Genomic DNA, 19545 nt, shown 5'->3' on the forward strand with positions numbered 1-19545 from the left:
CGATCACCCGAATCCACCTGCGCCCCACAGAAATTGATATCGGCTGCGAAGAACGCGGGCGGGTGAACGACTCGATTCCCACCCCGCGCCCAGATGCTTCCCGATCAGGCGCAAGACTTGGGTTGCACATTATTCGCCAAGTACCATAGAAGTTGCCGGTAGACACCGTCGACAAGGGCGGCTTCCGGCAACCCGGGGGTTCCATCATCGGTCAAATGACCCCAGACATCATCAACAGTGCAGGTCAGATGTGGTGGAAGTTGATCAACCATGCGGACATGCATGACTGATACAGAGATGTTTCCAAATTTTTGTCGGATAAACCAACCGTTTGCGGCGATAGCGAGCAGAATCAACCTGGACAGTCGCTTTTCGAGTAGGGAAGATCGACATGACCTCAGTCGACACTGCGATCGTTGACATATCGGACGGTTTTCCAGCACACCGAGGGGTGATACGGGGGTCGGGGGTTTCTTCATCGGGTAGCGGGCGACCGCGTCCCGATCGGGGGACCGGACGTCGGCATCGATGTCACCCATACCCGATCAGCCTGCACCGGCTGTAATGATCTCGGCGGCCGACCCGACGTACTGAGCAACTGTGCGGGTGTTGGAATCGTCCACACCCTGGCCGCCATTCATGGTCCCCGGATCGGACACCTATGCGTATTCAAGGCCGGTCCCCGGGCGTTTTGAGTTCCTGAAAATGAACGTTGTTTGCGGAGGTCGAAATGCGCCAGTCGAACAGTGGCATCGAAAGCAATCCTGACCGCTCGAGTTCGTCGCCTACCGGCACATTTCAACCACAATTAGATATCTTCCCCTTGACATCCGCGCAGCGGGGTATATGGTTCGCCCAGCATCTCGCGGAATCCACGCCGATATCCGTTGCCCAATACGTCGAAATCGTCGGCGAGTTGGACGCGGAATTACTCGCCGAAGCGTGCAGAACCGCCGGTCGCGAGTTCGGTTCCGGGCATATGCGCCTGATCGAAGTCGACGGCGAGCCGTGCCAGTACATCGACCCCGACAACGGGGCCCCGGTGACGGTCATCGACCTGCGTGAGCATGCCGATCCGGTCGCGACCGCGCACGCCATGATGACCGAGGACTACTCCGCTCCCCTGGATCTGCGCAACGACGCCCTGGTGACGGCCATCGTGTTCCAGGTCGGCGTCGACCATTACCTGTGGTACCAGCGCGCACACCACATCGCGCTCGACGGCTTCGCCGCGGTGACCATGCTGCACCGCATGACCGCGCTGTACAACGCCTGGGTGCGAGCCGAGGACCCGGAGCCGTGCGCGGCCCAGGACCTGCGGCTGGTCGCCGAACAAGATCTCGCGTATCGGGATTCGACGCGCCTGGAGAACGATCGCCAGCACTGGCTCGAACACCTCGCGGGCGCGCCGCCCGTGGTCAGCCTGGCCGCGCGCGTCAGCAAGCCCACCATTCATCCGGCACTGGTCAGCACCGAGCTCGAGGACGATACCGCCCGCCTGCTCGACACCGTCGCGCTCGACCACGACAAGAGCGTCACACCCATCATCGTCGCGGCATTCGCGGCGTATCTGGCGCGGATGACGGGCAGCGACGAAGTATTGCTGAGTCTGCCCGTCTCGGGCCGGCATTCGGCCGTGCTGCGCCGATCCGGCGGCATGGTCGCCAATGTCGTGCCGCTGCGAGTACAGGTCGCCGATCGCAGTGTCGGCGAACTGATCGCCGCGGTGAAAGGCGAATTGACGAGCGCTCTCCGGCGGCAGCGCTACCGCCAGGAAGACATATTCCACGATATGGGAATCGCGCGTGACGAGACGGCGTCCTTCGGGCCGGCCGTCAATCTCATGATGGTGGAGAACGAAGTCGTCCTGGGCAACACGACCGGCCGTCTGCACGTCCTCACCTCGGGACCGACCGCCGACCTTTTCGTCAACATCTACCCGGGTGCGGGCAAAGAGAGCACCCATATCGACTTCCAGGGAAATCCGAATTCCTACAGCCACGACGAACTCGCCGGACACCATCGCCGGTTTCGCATGTTCTTCCACGAATTCCTCGCCGGCGGGCCCGAAGCCGCGGTCGGCACACTGCCGCTGCTCGATGTCCAGGAACGGTCGGCGCTGCTGCCCGTACGCGGGCCCAGCGCGGTCGAAACCCGGCTGCTGCCCGAGATCCTGACCGAGAGCGCGCGCCGTAACCGGCACGGGTGCGCGATCGTCTCCGACGGCCGGACCATGACCTACAGCGAGCTGGACGCCAGATCCTCGCAGCTCGCGCGGCAGCTGATCGCGCTGGGCTGCGGTCCCGACACCGCGGTGGCGATCATGCTGCGGCGTTCGGTCGAATCGGTGGTGGCGACCTGGGCGGTCGCCAAGAGCGGGGCCGCGTTCGTCCAGATGGCCCCCGATTACCCGGCCAACCGGATCGAGCACATGGTCGCCGACAGTGGCGCGACCGTGGCGATCACGGTCGAGGCCCTGCGCGGGCGGCTCCCGGAAGGGATGCGCACGGTCGTCCTCGACGATCCCGCGCCGCGGGCGCAGTTCGACAGCGGGCCGATCTCCGATGCGGACCGCACCCATCCCCTGCGGCCTTCCAACATCGCCTACATGACCTACACCTCGGGATCCACCGGGACTCCGAAGGGCGTGCAGGTCACCCACACCGGCCTCGCGAATCTCGTCGCCGACCGCGCGGCCACCTTCGGCATCGACGCCAATTCGCGGGTGTCCTATGCCCTCTCCCCCAGTTTCGACGCCTCCCTCGAACAGTTCCTCACCTGCTTCGCGAACGGCTCCACGTTGGTGATCGTGCCGCCCGAGGTGACCGGTGGCGACCCGCTCACGCAACTGCTGGCCGAGGAGCACGTCACTCACCTGACGCTGACGCCCACGATGCTGGCGACCGTGGACCCGGCGCTGTCGCCCGACGTGCAGGTGGTCGTGGTCGGCGGTGACGTCTGCCCGCCGCACCTGGTCGAGAGGTGGACCTCGTCGGCGGCCATGTACAACGAGTACGGCCCGACCGAATCCACCGTCACCGCGGCCGGTGCCGTGCTTACGCCCGGTCACGCCACCACGGTCGGCGGCCCGATCCGGGGCGTCGAGGCCATGGTGCTGGACCGGACGTTGCAGCCGGTGCCACGCGGCACCGCGGGCGAGTTGTACCTCGCCGGACCGGGATTGGCCCGGGGATACAGCCACTTGTTCGTGGAGACCGCCGCCCGGTTCGTCGCCGACCCGTACGGCGGCATCGGGGCGCGCATGTACCGCACCGGCGATATCGCGCGCTGGACCGGTGAGAACGGCGACACGGCGCTGGAGCTGATGGGCCGCAGCGACTTCCAGATCAAGATCCGCGGCTACCGGATCGAACCCGGCGAGGTCGATGCCGCGCTCACCACCCACGAGGACGTCGATCAGAGCGTCACGGTGCCGGTGCGCAACAACGTCGGCACGACGGTGCTGGCTTCCTATCTGGTGCCGGTCAGCGGCCGCCGGATCGACACGGCCGAGATCCTGCGTTTCGCCCACGACTCGCTGCCGCCGCATCTGGTGCCGGCGGTGTTACTCACGCTGGACAGCCTGCCGGTGAACGCATTCGGCAAGCTCGATCGGCGCGCGCTGCCCAAGCCCGAATTCGGGACCGCGCCGGCCGGGCGGGCGCCGGCCACCGCCCGGGAGAAGACGATCGCCGGGTTGTTCGCCGAGGTGCTCGGTGTGCCTCAGGTCGGGGCCGAGGACAGCTTCTTCGTGCTCGGCGGCGACAGCATTCTGTCGATCCGGCTGGTGGCGCGGGCCAAGGCCGAGGGCCTGAGCTTCTCCACCCAGGACGTGTTCGTGCACAAGACCGTCGCGGGCCTGGCGGCCATCGCGACCGAAGCGAGCGAGGCGCCCGGTCTGGCCGAGCTGCCCGGTGGCGGTACCGGCCCGATGCCGTTGTCGCCGATCATGCACGCCATGCTCGATCGCGGTCACTACGGCCGCTTCGCGCAGGCCGCGCTGGTGCAACTGCCCGCGGAGGTCGATCGCGCGGGCTTGGTGCGCGCACTGGGTTCCCTGCTGGACCGCCACGACATGCTGCGCGCGGTGCTGCGCGAGAGCGATGCGGCGGATCGGTATGTCGAGGTGCTCGCTCGCGGAGCGGTCGACGCCGAGGCCGCACTGACCGAGGTTCGGCTCGATCGACGCGACGCCGCCGAGATCGACAAACATCTCGAGGATGCCGCGGACCGCTTGGATCCCGGCAACGGTGTTCTCGTACAAGCGGTCTGGATTCAGGACCGCACCGGCTTCGGACCCGACCTGCTATGGCTGGTGATCCACCATCTCGCGGTCGACGCGGTGTCGTGGCGCATCCTGCTCGGCGACCTCGCGCTGGCCTGGACGCAGGGCGCGCACGGCGGTCAGCCGCACTTCGGCCCGGCCACCACCTCGTTCCGGCGGTGGGTGCACGGTCTGGCCGACCACGCGCCGGACCTGCGCGCAGCCGAGCTCGACCGGTGGAAAGACGTTCTCGGGCGCGAGGATCAGCTGCTCGGATCGCGTCGCCTGATCCCCGATCGTGACACCGTGGCCACGGCCGGCCGGATCAGTGAGCGGATTCCGGCGGCGGTGACCGAGGCGGTGCTGACCACCATTCCCGAGCGATTCCACTGCAGCGCCAACGATCCGCTGATGGCGGCGCTGGTGCTCGCGCTCGGTGAGTGGCGGCGTCGGCGCGGGATGGCATCGACCGGAGAGTCGATCCTGCTGGAAGGCCACGGCCGCGAGGAGCAGGCCGTGCCGGGCGCCGATCTGAGCGCCACCGCCGGCTGGTTTACCAGCCGCTTCCCGGTCCGGATCGACTGGGACGACATCGATCTCGACGACGCCCTGACCGGCGGCGCGGGTGCGGGACTGGCGATCCAGCAGGTCAAGGAGCAGCTGCGCGCGGTGCCCGGCAACGGCATCGGCTATCAGGTGTTGCGGTATCTGGATCCGCAGGGCCGCGCCGAGCTCGCGAATCTGCCCGAACCGCAGATCAGTTTCAACTACCTCGGGCGGGTGGGCCTGGGCGAACGCTCCGGACCGTGGACTCCGACAACCGAATTCACCTCGCTCACCGCGACGACCGATCCGGCGATGGCGTTGCCCGCCGTGCTCGATGTGAACGCGATCGCCGAAGCCGGGCACGACGGCCTCGAACTCGCGGTCACCTGGGAGTTCGCCTCGGGCGTACTGGGCGCCGAGGAGGTCGAAGAGCTGGCCGGGCTGTGGGTTCGGGCCCTCGAGTCGCTCGCCGATCACGTCCGGTCCCGGACCGCGTCGAGCTTCACGCCCTCCGACTTCCCGCTCACCGCGGTCTCCCAGCCCGATGTCGATCGCTGGCTGCGCGAGTACCCGTCGATGACCGATGTGTGGCCGCTGACCGACCTGCAGTCCGGGCTGCTGTTCCATACGATCTACGACCGCGAGGGCGCCGACGGCTACATCGTCCAGGCGGCGCTGACCTTCGCCGGGCAGGTGGACGGGGACCGGATGCGGCGGGCCGCGCAGGTGCTCATCGACCGGCACGACAGCCTGCGGACCGCGTTCGTCACCGGTGCGGACGGTCCGCGTCAGATAGTCCTGCGCGACGCCACGGTCGATTGGGCCGACTCCGACGTCAGCGGCGACGACCGGCAGGCGGAAGCGTTGCGGCAGATCGCGGCCGCGGCCGCGGCGCCGTTCGATCCGGCGTGCCCGCCGCTGGTGCGTTTCCACCTGGTGCGCACCGGCGTCGACCGGTACCGGTTGCTGGTCACCAACCACCACCTGGTGCTGGACGGCTGGTCGATGCCGCTGCTGATCCACGAGCTGCTCGCCCTGTATCTGTCCGACGGCGATACCGCCGAACTCGCGCCCCCACGTTCCTACCGCGAGTACCTGCGGTGGCTGCAGGATCAGGATCGTGATGCCGCGACCGCCGCCTGGCGGGAGATGCTGGCCGGGATCGAGGGTCCGACGCGGGTGACGAACGGGCCGCAGCGGGCCGTCACCGCCGACGCCGGCGAGGTCGGCCTGAATCTGGATGCGGCGACCACCGCCGCGCTGCAGGGCCTCGGCCGCTCCCATGGCGTCACCCCCAATACGGCGCTGCATGTCGGTTGGGCGCTGCTGGTGTCGGTGCTGGCCGGTCGGTCGGACGTGGTGTTCGCCAATACGGTGTCGAGCCGTCCGCCGCGGATCCCGGATGTCGAGCGCATGGTCGGGCTGATGATCAACACGCTGCCCGTCCGCGTCCGGCTCGAACCCGGCGAGTCCGTCGGCGACCTGCTGATCCGGGTGCAGTCCGAGCAGGCCGCGATGCTGGATCACCAGCACCTCGGTTTGGCGGAGCTGCAGCGGGCGGCCGGTGTCACCGACCTGTTCGACACCGCGACGGTGCTGGAGTCCTATCCGTTCGATCGGGAACTGCTGGCGCAGGATCTGTCCGCGGCCGGTTTGCGGCTGCTCGAGATCGACGCGCACGATGCCACACCGTATCCGCTGAGTCTGCAGGTGACCCCGCCGCGGCCGAGTCGCGACGGCGGACCCGAGGACGGCGAGCCCGGAACCTACACGGTGACATTGAAATTCGCGACCGACCGCTTCGATGCGGCCGAGGCCCGCACCCTGCTCGAACGATTCGAGTTGCTGCTCACGCAGATCGTCGGCGATCCGGCCCGCACGGTCGGCTCGATCTCCACCTCCGGCGATGCCGAACGCACACAGCTGCTTTCGATCGACGGCGGGCAGCCGGCCGCGGACCTCATGCTCGGCGACATCCTGTCCGAGACCGTGCGCAGATATCCCGACGCCGTGGCCGTCCGGTCCGGCGAGATGACGTGGACCTATGGTGAGCTGGAGCGTCGCGCCGACAGGTTCGCTCGCCTGCTGATCGGCCACGGCGCTCGTCCCGAATCGATCGTCGCCCTGGTTCTGCCCCGTTCGGCCGAACTGGTTGTCGCGATCTGGGCGGTGGCGAAGACGGGCGCCGCCTTCCTGCCCGTGGATCCCGGTAATCCGGCCGCGCGGATCGGGGAGTTGCTGGCCGACTCGCGGGCCACCGTGGGTGTGACGACACGTGCTATGGCGCAACGGCTTCCGGACACCGTCGACTGGTTCGTGCCGGACGCCTGCTCGTCGGAGGCCGACGAGGAACTCCCCCTCCTGCCGGCCGTGCCTACCGGTCTGTCGGCCGACAATGCGGCCTACGTGATCTACACCTCGGGATCGACCGGCATTCCGAAGGCGGTTCACGTCAGCCATCGCGGTCTGGCCGATCTGGTCGCGGCGCAAGCCGACGCGTTCGGGCCCACCCCGGATTCGATGGTGTTGCAGGTCGCGTCGCCGGGCTTCGACGCCTGCGTATCGGAATTGCTGCTGGCGCACAGCAGCGGCGCCTGCCTGGTGGTGGCGCCGCCGGAGGTGTACGCGGGCATCGATCTCGAGGAATTGCTTCGGTCGCAGCGGGTTTCGCACGCGATCATCACTCCGTCGGTGCTCAACACCATGGATCCGTCGGGACTGCCGGCGTTGACCACGCTGGCGGTCGTCGGCGAGGCGGTCGGGCCGGACACCGTGAACCGGTGGGCGCCCGGCCGCCGACTGATGAATCACTACGGTCCGACCGAATGCACCATCTGGGCAACGGGATCCGATGCCCTCGCACCCGGCGACCCGGTGACGATCGGCGGCCCGGTCCGGGGCGCGACCGCGATGGTGCTCGACCCGTGGCTGCGTCCGGTGCCGGTCGGCGTCGCGGGCGAGCTCTATATCGGCGGGCCCGGCCTGGCCCGCGGCTACGCCGATCGGCAGGCGGTGACCGCGTCGCGCTTCGTCGCCGATCCGCGCTCCGCCCGGGGCGAACGGATCTACCGCACCGGTGATTCCGTGCGCTGGGTGCCCGGCGCGACCGGCCCGGTGCTGGAATACCTGGGCCGCTGCGATCAGCAGGTGAAGATTCACGGTCTGCGGATCGAGCCCGGGGAAATCGACGCGCACGTGGCGCGGCGCCCGGACGTGGCGAGCGTCGCCACCGTGGCGGTGCAAGGCCCCGCGGGCGAACCGGTGCTGGTGTCCTACGTGGTCGCCGCGCCGGGCACCGCCATCGACGTGACGGCCATCGACGACGATCTGTCCGAGAGCATGCCGCGCTACATGAATCCGGCGGCGATCGTGCAGCTCGACGACATGCCGCGCACGCCCACCGGCAAGATCGATCGGAAGAACCTGCAGCAGCGCGCCTTCGAGGTGAGTGCCACCGGCGGGAGACCGCCGTCGACACCGGCCGAGCAGACCGTGGCGGAATTGTTCGCCGAGGTGCTCCATCTCGACACGGTGTCGGCCGAGAGCAATTTCTTCGCGCTCGGCGGGGACAGCATCGTCTCGATGCGGCTGGTGGCGCTGGCCCGGGCGGCCGGGCTCACGTTCACGCCGCGAGATGTGTTCGAAGGCAAGACGGTTGCCGCCCTCGCCGCGCTGGCGGACGGCGCGACGGCGGCGGCGCCGGTCGAGGAAACCCCGCGGCGCTCCGCTCTGGACCGGGCGTATCGCGCCTCGGATTTCCCGCTCGTCGAGCTCACCGAGCAGGACGTCGACCGGCTGGTGGAGCGCTACCCGGGCCTGTCCGACATCTGGCCGTTGTCGCCCATGCAGTCCGGGATGCATTTCCATTCGACGTTCGACCCGGAGGCGGCCGACGACTACACCGTCCAGACCATGATCGGATTCTCCGGCGCGGTCGACGGTGAACGCTTGCGACGGGCCGCGCAGGCCGTGGTGGACCGCCACGACATCCTGCGGGCCGCGTTCGCCGAGACGTCGGCCGGACCGTGCCAAATCGTCCTGGACCACGCCGAGATCGCATTCCGGGAAATCGATCTCGCCGCCGGCGGCGATGAGCATGGCCCGGCCGACCCCGAATCGATCGCCGCGGCGGACGCGGCGGCCGGATTCGACCTGTCGGCCCCTCCCCTGTTGCGTCTGACCCTGATCCGGCTGGGCGCGGACTCGGCCCGGCTGCTGGTCACCAATCACCACGTGATCCTCGACGGCTGGTCGATGCCGCTGCTGATGCGAGAACTGCTCGACTACTACGGTTCTCCCGCGCACATCGACGCCGCCGGACCGGCATCGTCGTACCGCGACTATCTGGCCTGGCTGGGTCGGCAGGACGTCACCGCGTCCAAAGCGGCCTGGGCGCAGGCCTTCGCGGATGTCGACGCACCCACCCGGGTGTCGCGCGACGCCGACGCGGTCGGCGCGGTGTCGGCCGGTGAGGTCGGGGCCGAGCTGACCGAGGACCGTTTCGCGGCGCTGCGGCGCGTGGCGGCGCAGGCTGCCGTCACCGTCAATACCGCCGTCGGCGCGGCCTGGGCCCTGAATCTGCGGGTGCTCACCGGCGAGACCGACATGATCTTCGGCTCCTCGGTGTCGGGGCGGCCGCCGGAGTTGCCGGGGGTCGATCAGACGCTGGGCATGTTCCTGAATACGGTTCCCGTGCGTGTCCCGCTCGATCCCGCGATGACAGTGCGCGAGTTGCTGATCGACGTCCAGGCGCGGCAGGCCGGCCTGCTCGACCACCACCATGTCGGGCTGCCCGAGATCCACCGCAGCGTCGGCCTGCCCGAACTCTTCGACACCGCCATCACCTACCAGTCGTTCCCCGTCGACCGGAACACGCTGCAGCAGCTCGTCGACGCCGCGGGCCTGCGGGTGACCGAACTGAGCGGAGTGGACTCGACGCCGTTCCCGCTGAGCCTGGTCGTGGAGCCGCGGCAATCCGAGCACGGTGCGCCGCAAGGCTTGCGGATCACCCTGCGATTCCACGATCACGCCTTCGACACCGCGGCGGCCCAGCGCATCCTCGACCGCTTCGTCGAGTTGCTGGGCAGCATCGGCGCCCACGCCGAGACCCGGCTGGGCGAACTGCCGCTCGACGAGCGACCGCGGCCGTGGTGGCCGGACACACCGGGGAAGGCCGCGATCCCGCACACGCTGGACCGCATTCTCGCCGCCTCCGTCGCCGCCGCACCCGACGCGGTCGCCGTGCGCTACGGCGCGGACGCCCTGACCTACCGGCAGCTCGACGAGCGCTCCACCCGTCTGGCCCGAGTCCTGTTGCGGCACGGCGCCCGCCGGGGTCAGGTCGTGGCCTCGGTGCTGCCGCGCTCGCCGGCGGCGACGGTCACCCTGTGGGCCGTCGCGAAGACCGGCGCGGCGTTGCTGCCGATCGATCCGACCCTGCCCGGGGAGCGGATCGAATTCCTGCTGTCGGACTCGGGCACCGTGCTCGGGGTGACCGACTCCTCCGCCGGGCGGCGCGCCCCCGACGGGGTCCGCTGGCTGGTCCTCGACGAAGAGCCGACGGTGGGCGCGTTGGACACCGTTCCCGCGGTGCCGATCATCGATGCCGAACGCGGCGGACCGATCCGGCGCGATCAGCTCGCGTACGTGAGCTACACCTCCGGGTCCACTGGAACCCCGAAGGGCGTGCTGGTGAGCCATCGCGGCCTGGCCGATATCGTGGCGGCGCAGCGACGGCTGTTCGGCGTGGACCCGATGTCGGTGGTGCTGCAGGTCGCCTCGCCCAGCTTCGACGCCTCGGTGTTCGAATTGCTGATGGCGCACGGTTCGGGCGGCCGGCTGGTCGTCTCCCCCGCCGAGGTGTACGCGGGCCCCGAACTGGCGGATCTGCTTTCGCGGGAACATATTTCGCACGCGGTGGTGACGCCGTCGGCGCTGGCGACGGTCCCGAGCGAGGGCCTGGACGGGCTGCGGCTGCTGGCCACCGCCGGTGAGCCGGTCGGGCCCGAACTGGTCGATCGGTGGGCGCCGCAGCGCACCATGGTGAATCTGTACGGGCCGAGCGAGAGCACGATCTGGGCCACCGCCAGCGATCCGCTGACACCCGGTGGTGCGATCACGATCGGCAGGCCGGTCGGTCCGGTCGCCGCGGTGGTCCTCGATACCTGGTTGCGGCCGGTGCCGCACGGTGTCGCGGGTGAGCTGTACCTGTTCGGCGCCGGCTTGGCCGACGGCTATGTCGCCCGCAGCGCGTTGACCGCGGCGCGGTTCGTCGCCTGCCCGTTCGGGGAACCGGGCCGGCCCATGTACCGGACCGGTGACGTGGTGCGCAGCAGCGCGGACGGCGACCTGGAGTTCCTGGGGCGCAACGACTTCCAGGTGAAGCTGCACGGCACCCGAATCGAACTGGGCGAAATCGACGCCGCGCTGGGCGCATTGGCGGAGGTCGCCTACGCGGTCACCGTGCCGCGCCACGATGCCGGGCGGCCGGTGCAGCTGGTGTCCTATGTGGTGCCCGCGGCCGGGTCCGGCGTATCGGGAGCGCAACTGCGGGCGGCGCTGGCCGAGACCTTGCCTCGGATCATGGTGCCGTCGGCGGTGATCGTGCTGGACGAGGTACCGCTGACCGCGAACGGGAAGCTCGATCGCGAGCGGTTGCCCGAGCCGGTCGCGGTCGCCCGCGAGTTCCGCGCGCCCGCACCCGGAATGGAGCAGCTGGTCGCGCGCGCCTTCGAGCAGGTCCTCGACGTGGACGGCGTGGGCGCCGACGACGACTTCTTCGCACTCGGCGGCGATTCGCTGAGCGCCTCGCTGGTGGTGGGACGCCTGGGTGCGGCCCTCAACGTGCGCGTACCGGTGCGGGCGGTGTTCGAGGCGCCCACCGTCGGCGCATTGGCCGCGCGGGCCGGGACACTCACCGGCGGCGAGCGGTTGCCGCTGCGGGCCGGAGTGCGGCCCGATCCGGTGCCGCTGTCGCTGGCACAGCAGCGGATGTGGTTCCTCAACCGGTTCGAACCCGATTCACCGGCCTACAACATTCCGGTGATGCTGCGGTTGTCCGGAAGTCTGGACACCGGCGCGCTGGGCGCGGCGCTCGCGGATGTGGTTGCGCGCCACGACGTCCTGCGGACGGTCTACCCGGAAATCTCCGGTGAGCCCCAGCAGGTGGTGCTCGTCGAGCCCGCGGTGCCGGTGGAGCCGGTGCGGGTGCCCGCCGATTCGGTGGCGGCCGTGGTGGGCGAGTTCGTGCGCCGCGGATTCGATGTGACCGCGGCGGTTCCGATGCGGGTGGGCTTGTTCGAACTCGATCCCGAACCCGGCAGTGACACCGGGGAATTCCTGCTGGTGCTGGTGGTCCACCACATCGCCGGCGACGGTCAGTCCATGGGCCCGCTGGCCCACGACGTGATGATGGCCTATGCCGCGCGACTGGACGGGCACGCTCCCGACTGGAAACCGCTCGGCGTGCAGTACGCGGACTTCGCGTGGTGGCAGCGGCAGATGCTGGGGGCCGCCGACGATCCGGCGTCGCTGATGTCGGCTCAGCTGGAGTTCTGGCGCACCACCCTCGACGGCGCACCGGACCGGCTGGAACTGCCGACGGATCGGCCCCGTCCGGCGGTCGCGTCGCTGGCGGGCGGCCGGGTGCCGGTGGAGATCGATGCGGGTCTGCACCAGCGCCTCGTCACGCTGGCACGGTCGCGCGGCACGTCACTGTTCATGGTGATGCACGCCGCGCTGGCCACGGTGCTGGGACGGCTCAGCGGCACCGACGACGTCGTGATCGGCACCCCGATCGCGGGGCGCAGCGAACCCGGACTGGACGCACTGGTCGGAATGTTCGTCAATACCCTGACCTTGCGGACCCGGGTCGACGCCGGCGAGCGGTTCGCCGAATTGCTGATGCGCACCCGCGACACGGATCTGCTGGCCTTCGAGCACGCGGACGTACCGTTCGAGCGCGTGGTCGAGGAGCTGAAGCCGGAACGGTCCGCGGCACGGCATCCACTGTTCCAGGTGGCCCTGGCCTTCGAGAATCTGTCGGCCGTCGAGGTGGCACTGCCCGGCGTCCGGATCGGCCGGGCCGAGGTGGACACCGGGGCGACCCAGTTCGATCTGCAACTCGTGCTGTCCGAAGCGGCCGCCGATGCCGGTGTCGCGCAGGGCATCTCGGGCATGATGAGCTTCGCGCGGGATCTGTTCGACGAGTCGACCGTGGCGGCCATGGTCCGGCGCCTGGTGCGGGTGCTCGAAGCCGTCGCCGACGATCCGACCATCCTGGTCGGCGATATCGACTGGCTCGCCGTCGGCGAGCGCGCGGAACTCACCTCCCGTGTCGGTGCGCGCACCGCGGCCGCGCCGGAACCGTCCGGACTGCTGCCGGAGGTGTTCGCCTCCGCCGTCCGCGACAACCGTGACGGCGTCGCCCTGGTCGCCGACGGCGAAACACTGTCCTACGCACAGCTGGACGAGCGGTCGAACCGCCTGGCCAGGTACCTGATCGGCCGTGGCGCCGGACCGGAGAATCCGGTGCTGGTGGCGGCGGCCCGGTCGATGGAGTTCGTCGTCGCGTGGTGGGCGGTCGTGAAATCGGGTGCGGCCTTCGTGCCGGTGGACCCCGCCTATCCGGCGAGCCGGATCGCGCAGATGGTGTCGGATTCGCATGCGACGCTGGGCGTCACGGTGGCGTCGGTGTCGGCGCAGCTGCCCGACGCGGTGGACTGGATCGTGGTCGACGATCCGGCCGTGGCGACGGCGATCGACGGGTCGGACGACGGCCCGGTCGGCGACGACGAGCGACTGCGGCCGCTGCGGGACTCGAACGTGGCCTACGTGGTCTTCACCTCCGGATCCACCGGCGTCCCCAAGGGCGTCGCGGTCACCCACACCGGCGTCGCCGACTTCGTCTCGTCGTACCGCTCGGACTTCGGGCTCGACAAGTCGTCGCGAGTACTGCAGTTCGCGTCGCCCTCGTTCGACGCCACGCTGCTGGAGATCCTGATGGCGGTCTGCCGGGCCGGCGCGCTGATCGTGGCGCCGACCGGGATCTACGGCGGCGACGAGATGGCCGAATTCCTGCGCACGCAGCGGGTCACCCACGCCTTCATGACGCCCGCCGCGCTCGCCTCGGTCGATCCGGCCGGACTCGACGACGTGCGAGTCGTGATGTCCGGCGGTGACGCGGTCTCGGCGGATCTGGTGAACCGTTGGGCCGGAACCGATCTCGCCGGCATCCGGACGTTCCGGGAACTATACGGGCCGACCGAGGCCACGATGGTCACCACGGCCACCGGGGAACTGCATGCCGGTGACCGGCCGACGATCGGCGCACCGCTGCACGGCGTGCACGCGCTGGTCCTCGACTCCCGGCTGCGGCCGGTGCCGGTCGGGGTCGCCGGAGAGCTGTATCTGGCGGGGCCTTCCCTGGCCCGCGGGTACCTGGACAAGGCGGCCGCGAGCGCGGCCCGGTTCGTGGCCCACCCGTTCGCTAAACCTGGGCACCGCATGTACCGCACCGGTGACGTGGTCCGCTGGAACAGCGCCGGCGACCTGGAGTTCCTGGGACGCAACGACTTCCAGGTCAAGATCCGCGGCTTCCGGGTCGAGCTGGGCGAGATCGACGCGGTGCTGAGCGCGCGGCCGGACGTGGCCTACGCGATCACCACGCCGTGGCGCAGCGACACCGGCCCGACCCAGTTGGTGTCCTATGCGGTCCCCGAGACCGGGGCGAACCTCACCGGTGAGGAGCTGCGGGCGGCATTGGCCGAGGCGCTGCCGTCGTATCTGGTGCCCGCCGCGGTGATGATCCTCGACGCCATCCCGCTCTCCCCCAACGGCAAGCTCGACCGCGGGGCGTTGCCCGCACCCGTCGTGCAGGCCAAGCGATTCCGGGCCCCGGCATCGCAGGCGGAGGAGATCGTGGCCGCCGTCTTCGCCGACGTGCTCGGCGTCGAGACGCCGATCGGCGCCGACGACGACTTCTTCGACCTCGGTGGCAACAGCCTGGTGGCGACCCGCGTCGCCGCCCGGATCGGCGCCGCGCTCGACGAGACCGTCCCGGTATCGATGATCTTCGAGGCTCCGACGGTCGCGCGGCTGGCCGCGCGCGCCGAATCCGAGGCCCACACCGGCCGCGTGGCATTGACGGCACAGGTACGGCCGCAACGGATTCCGCTGTCGTACGCCCAGCAGCGGATGTGGTTCCTCAACCGGCTCGAGCCCGGCTCGGCCGCCTACAGCATCCCGATCGTGCTGCGCATGTCCGGGCAACTCGATCTCGACGCGCTGCGCGCGGCCGTCGCCGATGTGCTCGAGCGGCACGAAGCCCTGCGGACCATCTACCCCTATGCCGAGGGCGAGCCGGTACAGGTCGTCCTGCCCGCGGCGCAGGCGATCCCGCCGATCACCGCGCTCCCGGTCACGGAATCCGAACTGGACGAGGCGCTCTCGGCGTTCACCGCCACGACGTTCGACGTGACCGTCGACGCGCCGCTACGGATCCGGTTGTTCGAACTCGGGCAGCACGAGTGGGTGCTGGCCGCGGTGGCGCACCACATCTGCTGCGACGGCTCGTCGCTGGGCCCGCTGGCCCGGGACATGATGACCAGCTACGCCGCGCACCTGGCCGGGGAGACACCGAACCTGCCCGACCTGCCGGTGCAGTACGCCGACTACGCGATCTGGGAGCGGGCGGTGCTCGGTCGCGAGGACGATCCCGACTCGGTGCTGCGCGGCCAGATCGACTACTGGACCCTCGAATTGGCGGAACTCCCGGCACTGCTGGAGCTCCCCACCGACCGGCCGCGACCGCCCGTGCAGACTTACGCGGGCGCGACCGTGCCACTCACCGTCGACGCCGAACTGCACGCGGCCCTGCAGCAGGTGGCGCGCGAGCACCACACCACGCTGTTCATGGTGTTCCACGCCGCGCTGGCCGCCACGCTGGCCCGGCTGGCCGACATGGACGACATCGCGATCGGCACCCCGTACGCGGGACGCGGCGAACCCGAACTCGACGATCTGGTCGGCATGTTCGTCAACACCCTGGTGTTGCGGACCCGGTTGACCCCCGCCATGACGCTCACCCAACTACTCGAGCATGTGCGCGGGACCGACCTGGCCGCATTCGGGCACGCCGACGTGCCGTTCGAACGACTGGTGCAGGAACTCAACCCGGCCCGCTCGCACGCCCACCATCCGCTGTTCCAGGTGATGCTGGCCTTCCAGAACATCGGCAAGGCGGACTTCGAGCTGCCCGGTCTGGAGGTGGCGGGCGAGACGCCCGAGACCGACACCGCACTGTTCGATCTGCTGCTCACGGTGTCGGAATCCTATGACGCCACCGGCGACCCGGCCGGCATCAGCGGCGCGGTCACCTATGCCAGCGACCTGTTCGACGCGGCCACGGTGAGCACGATCGCCGCTCGCCTGCTGCGCCTGCTCGACGCACTGGCCACCGACTCGACGCGGCAGGTCTACGAGGTGGATCTGCTCGGCGCCGAAGAACGGGACACCGTTCTGACGCAGTGGAATTCGACCGCACGCGAGCTCCCCGCCGGCGAGACGCTCGCCTCGCTCTTCGCCGACTCGGCGCGGGCGCACCCGGACCGGCCCGCGGTGACCTACGGCGAACAGACGCTCAGCTACGCCGAATTCGCCGCTCGCGTCCACCGGCTGGCGCGCTGGCTGATCGGGCGCGGCGTCGGACCGGAGTCGCTGGTGGCGCTGCGGATGCGGCGTTCCCTGGACCAGGTGATCGCCATGTACGCGGTGCACACCGCCGGCGGCGGGTACGTGCCGGTCGATCCGGATCTTCCGGCCGACCGCATCGAGTACATGCTCTCGACCGCCGCGCCCGTGCTGGAGTTGACGTCCCTCGACGGGCTGGAACTGTCCGGACTGTCGGACGCGCCGATCACCGATGACGATCGGCTCGCGCCGCTGCGACCGCACAATCTCGCCTACGTGCTGTTCACCTCCGGGTCCACGGGTCGACCCAAAGGTGTTGCGATAACCCATGGTTCGGTGGTGAACCAGGTGCGCTGGCTCGGCACGCACTACGCCTGGACGCCCGACGACGTGGTGCTGCACAAGTCCCCCGCCACCTTCGACATGTCGGTGTGGGAACTGTTCGCGACCCTGGCGATGGGTGCACGCATGGTCATCGCCCGCGCCGACGGGCACACCGATCTGCCCTATCTCGCCGAAACCATTGCCGCCCAGCGGGTCACGATCACCGCACTGGTGCCGTCGATGCTGGCGGTGTTCGCCGACGCGGTCCCGGCGCGGCAGCTGGAGTCGGTGCGGACGCTGCTGGTCGGTGGTGAAGCGTTCGGACCCGATGTGGTCGCCGAAGCGCGGCGCACCATGCCGGGGGTCGAGCTGCACAATCTGTACGGGCCCACCGAATTCACCGTGTGCGCGACCTCCCACCGCGTGACCGATACCGACAGCGGCAACATGCCGATCGGCGCACCCGCCTGGAACACTCGCGCCTACATCCTCGACGACCGGTTGCAGCCGGTGCCGCCCGGAGTCTCCGGTGAGCTGTACCTGGCCGGCGATCAGCTCGCCCGCGGCTACCGGTCGCGTCCGGGCCTGACCTCCGAACGGTTCGTACCCGACCCGTTCGGCACCGGCGGGCGTCTGTACCGCACCGGCGACCTGGTGCGCTGGAACCAGGCCGGTGAGGTGGAATACCTGGGCCGCACCGACTTCCAGGTGAAACTGCGCGGTCTGCGCATCGAACTCGGGGAGATCGAGGCGGTGCTCGCCGAGCACCCGAGCGTCGCCCGGGCGATCGCGCTGGTGCACTCCACCGGGGCGGCCGAACATCTCGTCGGCTACGTGCTGCCCGCCGCGGGCGCCACCATCGACACCGCGGCCTTGCTCGAACACGCGGCCAACGCACTGGCCGACTACATGGTGCCAACCACCGTGATGGCGCTCGACGAGGTGCCGCTCACCGTGTCGGGCAAGCTGGACCGCGCGCGGCTCCCGGAGCCGATGCTCGCGGTCGGCGAGTTCCGGGAACCCTCCTCGTGGCTGGAAGAGGAGATCGCGCGCGCCTTCGGCGCGGTCCTGGGCGTGGAGCGGGTCGGCGCCGACGACGACTTCTATGCCCTGGGCGGCAACTCGTTGAAGTCGGTGCAGGTGGTGAGCGAACTGCGCAAGGAGATCGACTACGAGGTGCCGATCCGGTGGATGCTGTCCGATCCCTGCCCGGCCGATCTGGCCAAGCGGATCGAATCCGGCATGCAATCCCACTCCACGGTCGAGCAGACCGGCCTCGGGTTCGACGTGCTGCTGCCCATCCGCACCGGAGGCGAACAACCGCCGCTGTTCTGCATCCACCCGGCCGTGGGCCTGGCGTGGTGCTACCACAGCTTCGACCGGTACCTCACCGCCGATCGGCCGATCTACGGCCTGCAAGCGCCGCAGATCGGCGGCGAGGACCCCGGGCCGACCTCGATCGAAGACCTGGCGAAGCGCTACTTCGCCGAGATTCGCACGGTGCAGCCGCACGGCCCGTACCATCTGCTCGGCTGGTCGCTGGGTGGCATGCTCGCCCACGCGATCGCCGGGGAGATGCGGGCCGCCGGTGAAGAGGTCGCGCTGCTGGCGCTGCTGGATGCCGAGACGAGTGGGGTGGACCCCTCGACCCTGCGCAGCGTCACCGCCGGTGAACTGATCAGCAATCTGGGTCCGGTGATGGGCGTCGATTTCGTCAGCCCCGACGCGACCGCCGCGGAGGCCGCCGACCTGATCGAACGCCACCTCGGAGCGAGCCTGGGCATCGACGCCGCCCGGATCGAACGGCTGACCGACGCCTACAACCTGGCGGTCCGCGCGGCCGGCGCCTGGGAGCCCACCGTCGTGGACAGCGACATGCTGTATTTCACGGCGACCCGGGACCGGCGATCCGACGCCGAAGGCCACGAGGGGTGGGCGCATCTGGTCGGCGGCCGGATTGCGGCCTTCGATATCGATGCTGCCCACCTCGCGATGACCGAGCCGGACGCGGTTGCCCAGATCGCCCGGATTCTCAACACACGCTTGGAGCGATGATCATGTCCACTAGGGCGACAGGGCGGGCTCGCCCGGTGCATCGACCTCCGCCGCCGGCAGCGGTGAGGTGAGGCCGACGATGGCCCCCACCGACGCCCCCAGCGCCCCACCGAGCAGGGCCGCGGGTCCCGCGATGATGGCGACACCGACCGCCGCGCCCAGCAGCGGGCCGACCACCAGACCGGTCGGCAGGAACGGGATCCCGGCGACGAGCCCGACGGCAGCGCCGACCACTCCGGCCGCTATCGCTACCGGGGCGGACACGCCCGCACCGATGCCGGCGCCGATAGCAGCCCCGACGCCCGCGTCGACGACGGTGGTACTGCACCGCTGGGGATCAGCCGGGATGCCCACACAGAAATTCTGGACCAGATTCGGATCGAACAGCGGCTCGTCCACCCGGTCGGCCAAGGCCTGGGTCGCGGTGGCGACCACGTCCTGGCCCGGGAATTGGCCCGTCGATAGCCAGTCCGGTGGCGCCGGTAGCGCGGCCGGCGGCGGCGCGTTGTCGCCCGGAGCTGCCGAGGCGATTCCGGTTCCGAAGACGACGGCGACCGGCAAAATGCCAGTAATCAACAGTAATCTCGATCGGCTTCGGCAACTGGATTCCCGCATTGCGCACCTCCTGGAGGAAAAACTGCTCTACGTCGAGCAATTGCGACGTAGTG

At 69.6% G+C, this 19545-nt stretch carries 2 protein-coding genes; one reads left to right on the top strand and one right to left on the bottom strand.

The window, feature by feature from the left end; translation table 11 throughout:
- Positions 1–730: 730 nt before the first annotated feature.
- Complete coding sequence (locus tag ACYVKL_RS05535; RefSeq protein WP_379173991.1) at positions 731–18877, top strand: amino acid adenylation domain-containing protein; 18147 nt, start codon at positions 731–733, stop codon at positions 18875–18877.
- A gap of 9 nt (positions 18878–18886) precedes the next feature.
- Here ACYVKL_RS05535 and ACYVKL_RS05540 read toward each other — a convergent pair whose 3' ends face one another.
- Positions 18887–19453: a hypothetical protein gene (locus ACYVKL_RS05540; protein ID WP_379173992.1), complete on the bottom strand. Its 567-nt coding sequence runs from the start codon at positions 19451–19453 to the stop codon at positions 18887–18889.
- Positions 19454–19545 lie beyond the last annotated feature (92 nt).

The organism is Nocardia tengchongensis (assembly GCF_054781395.1).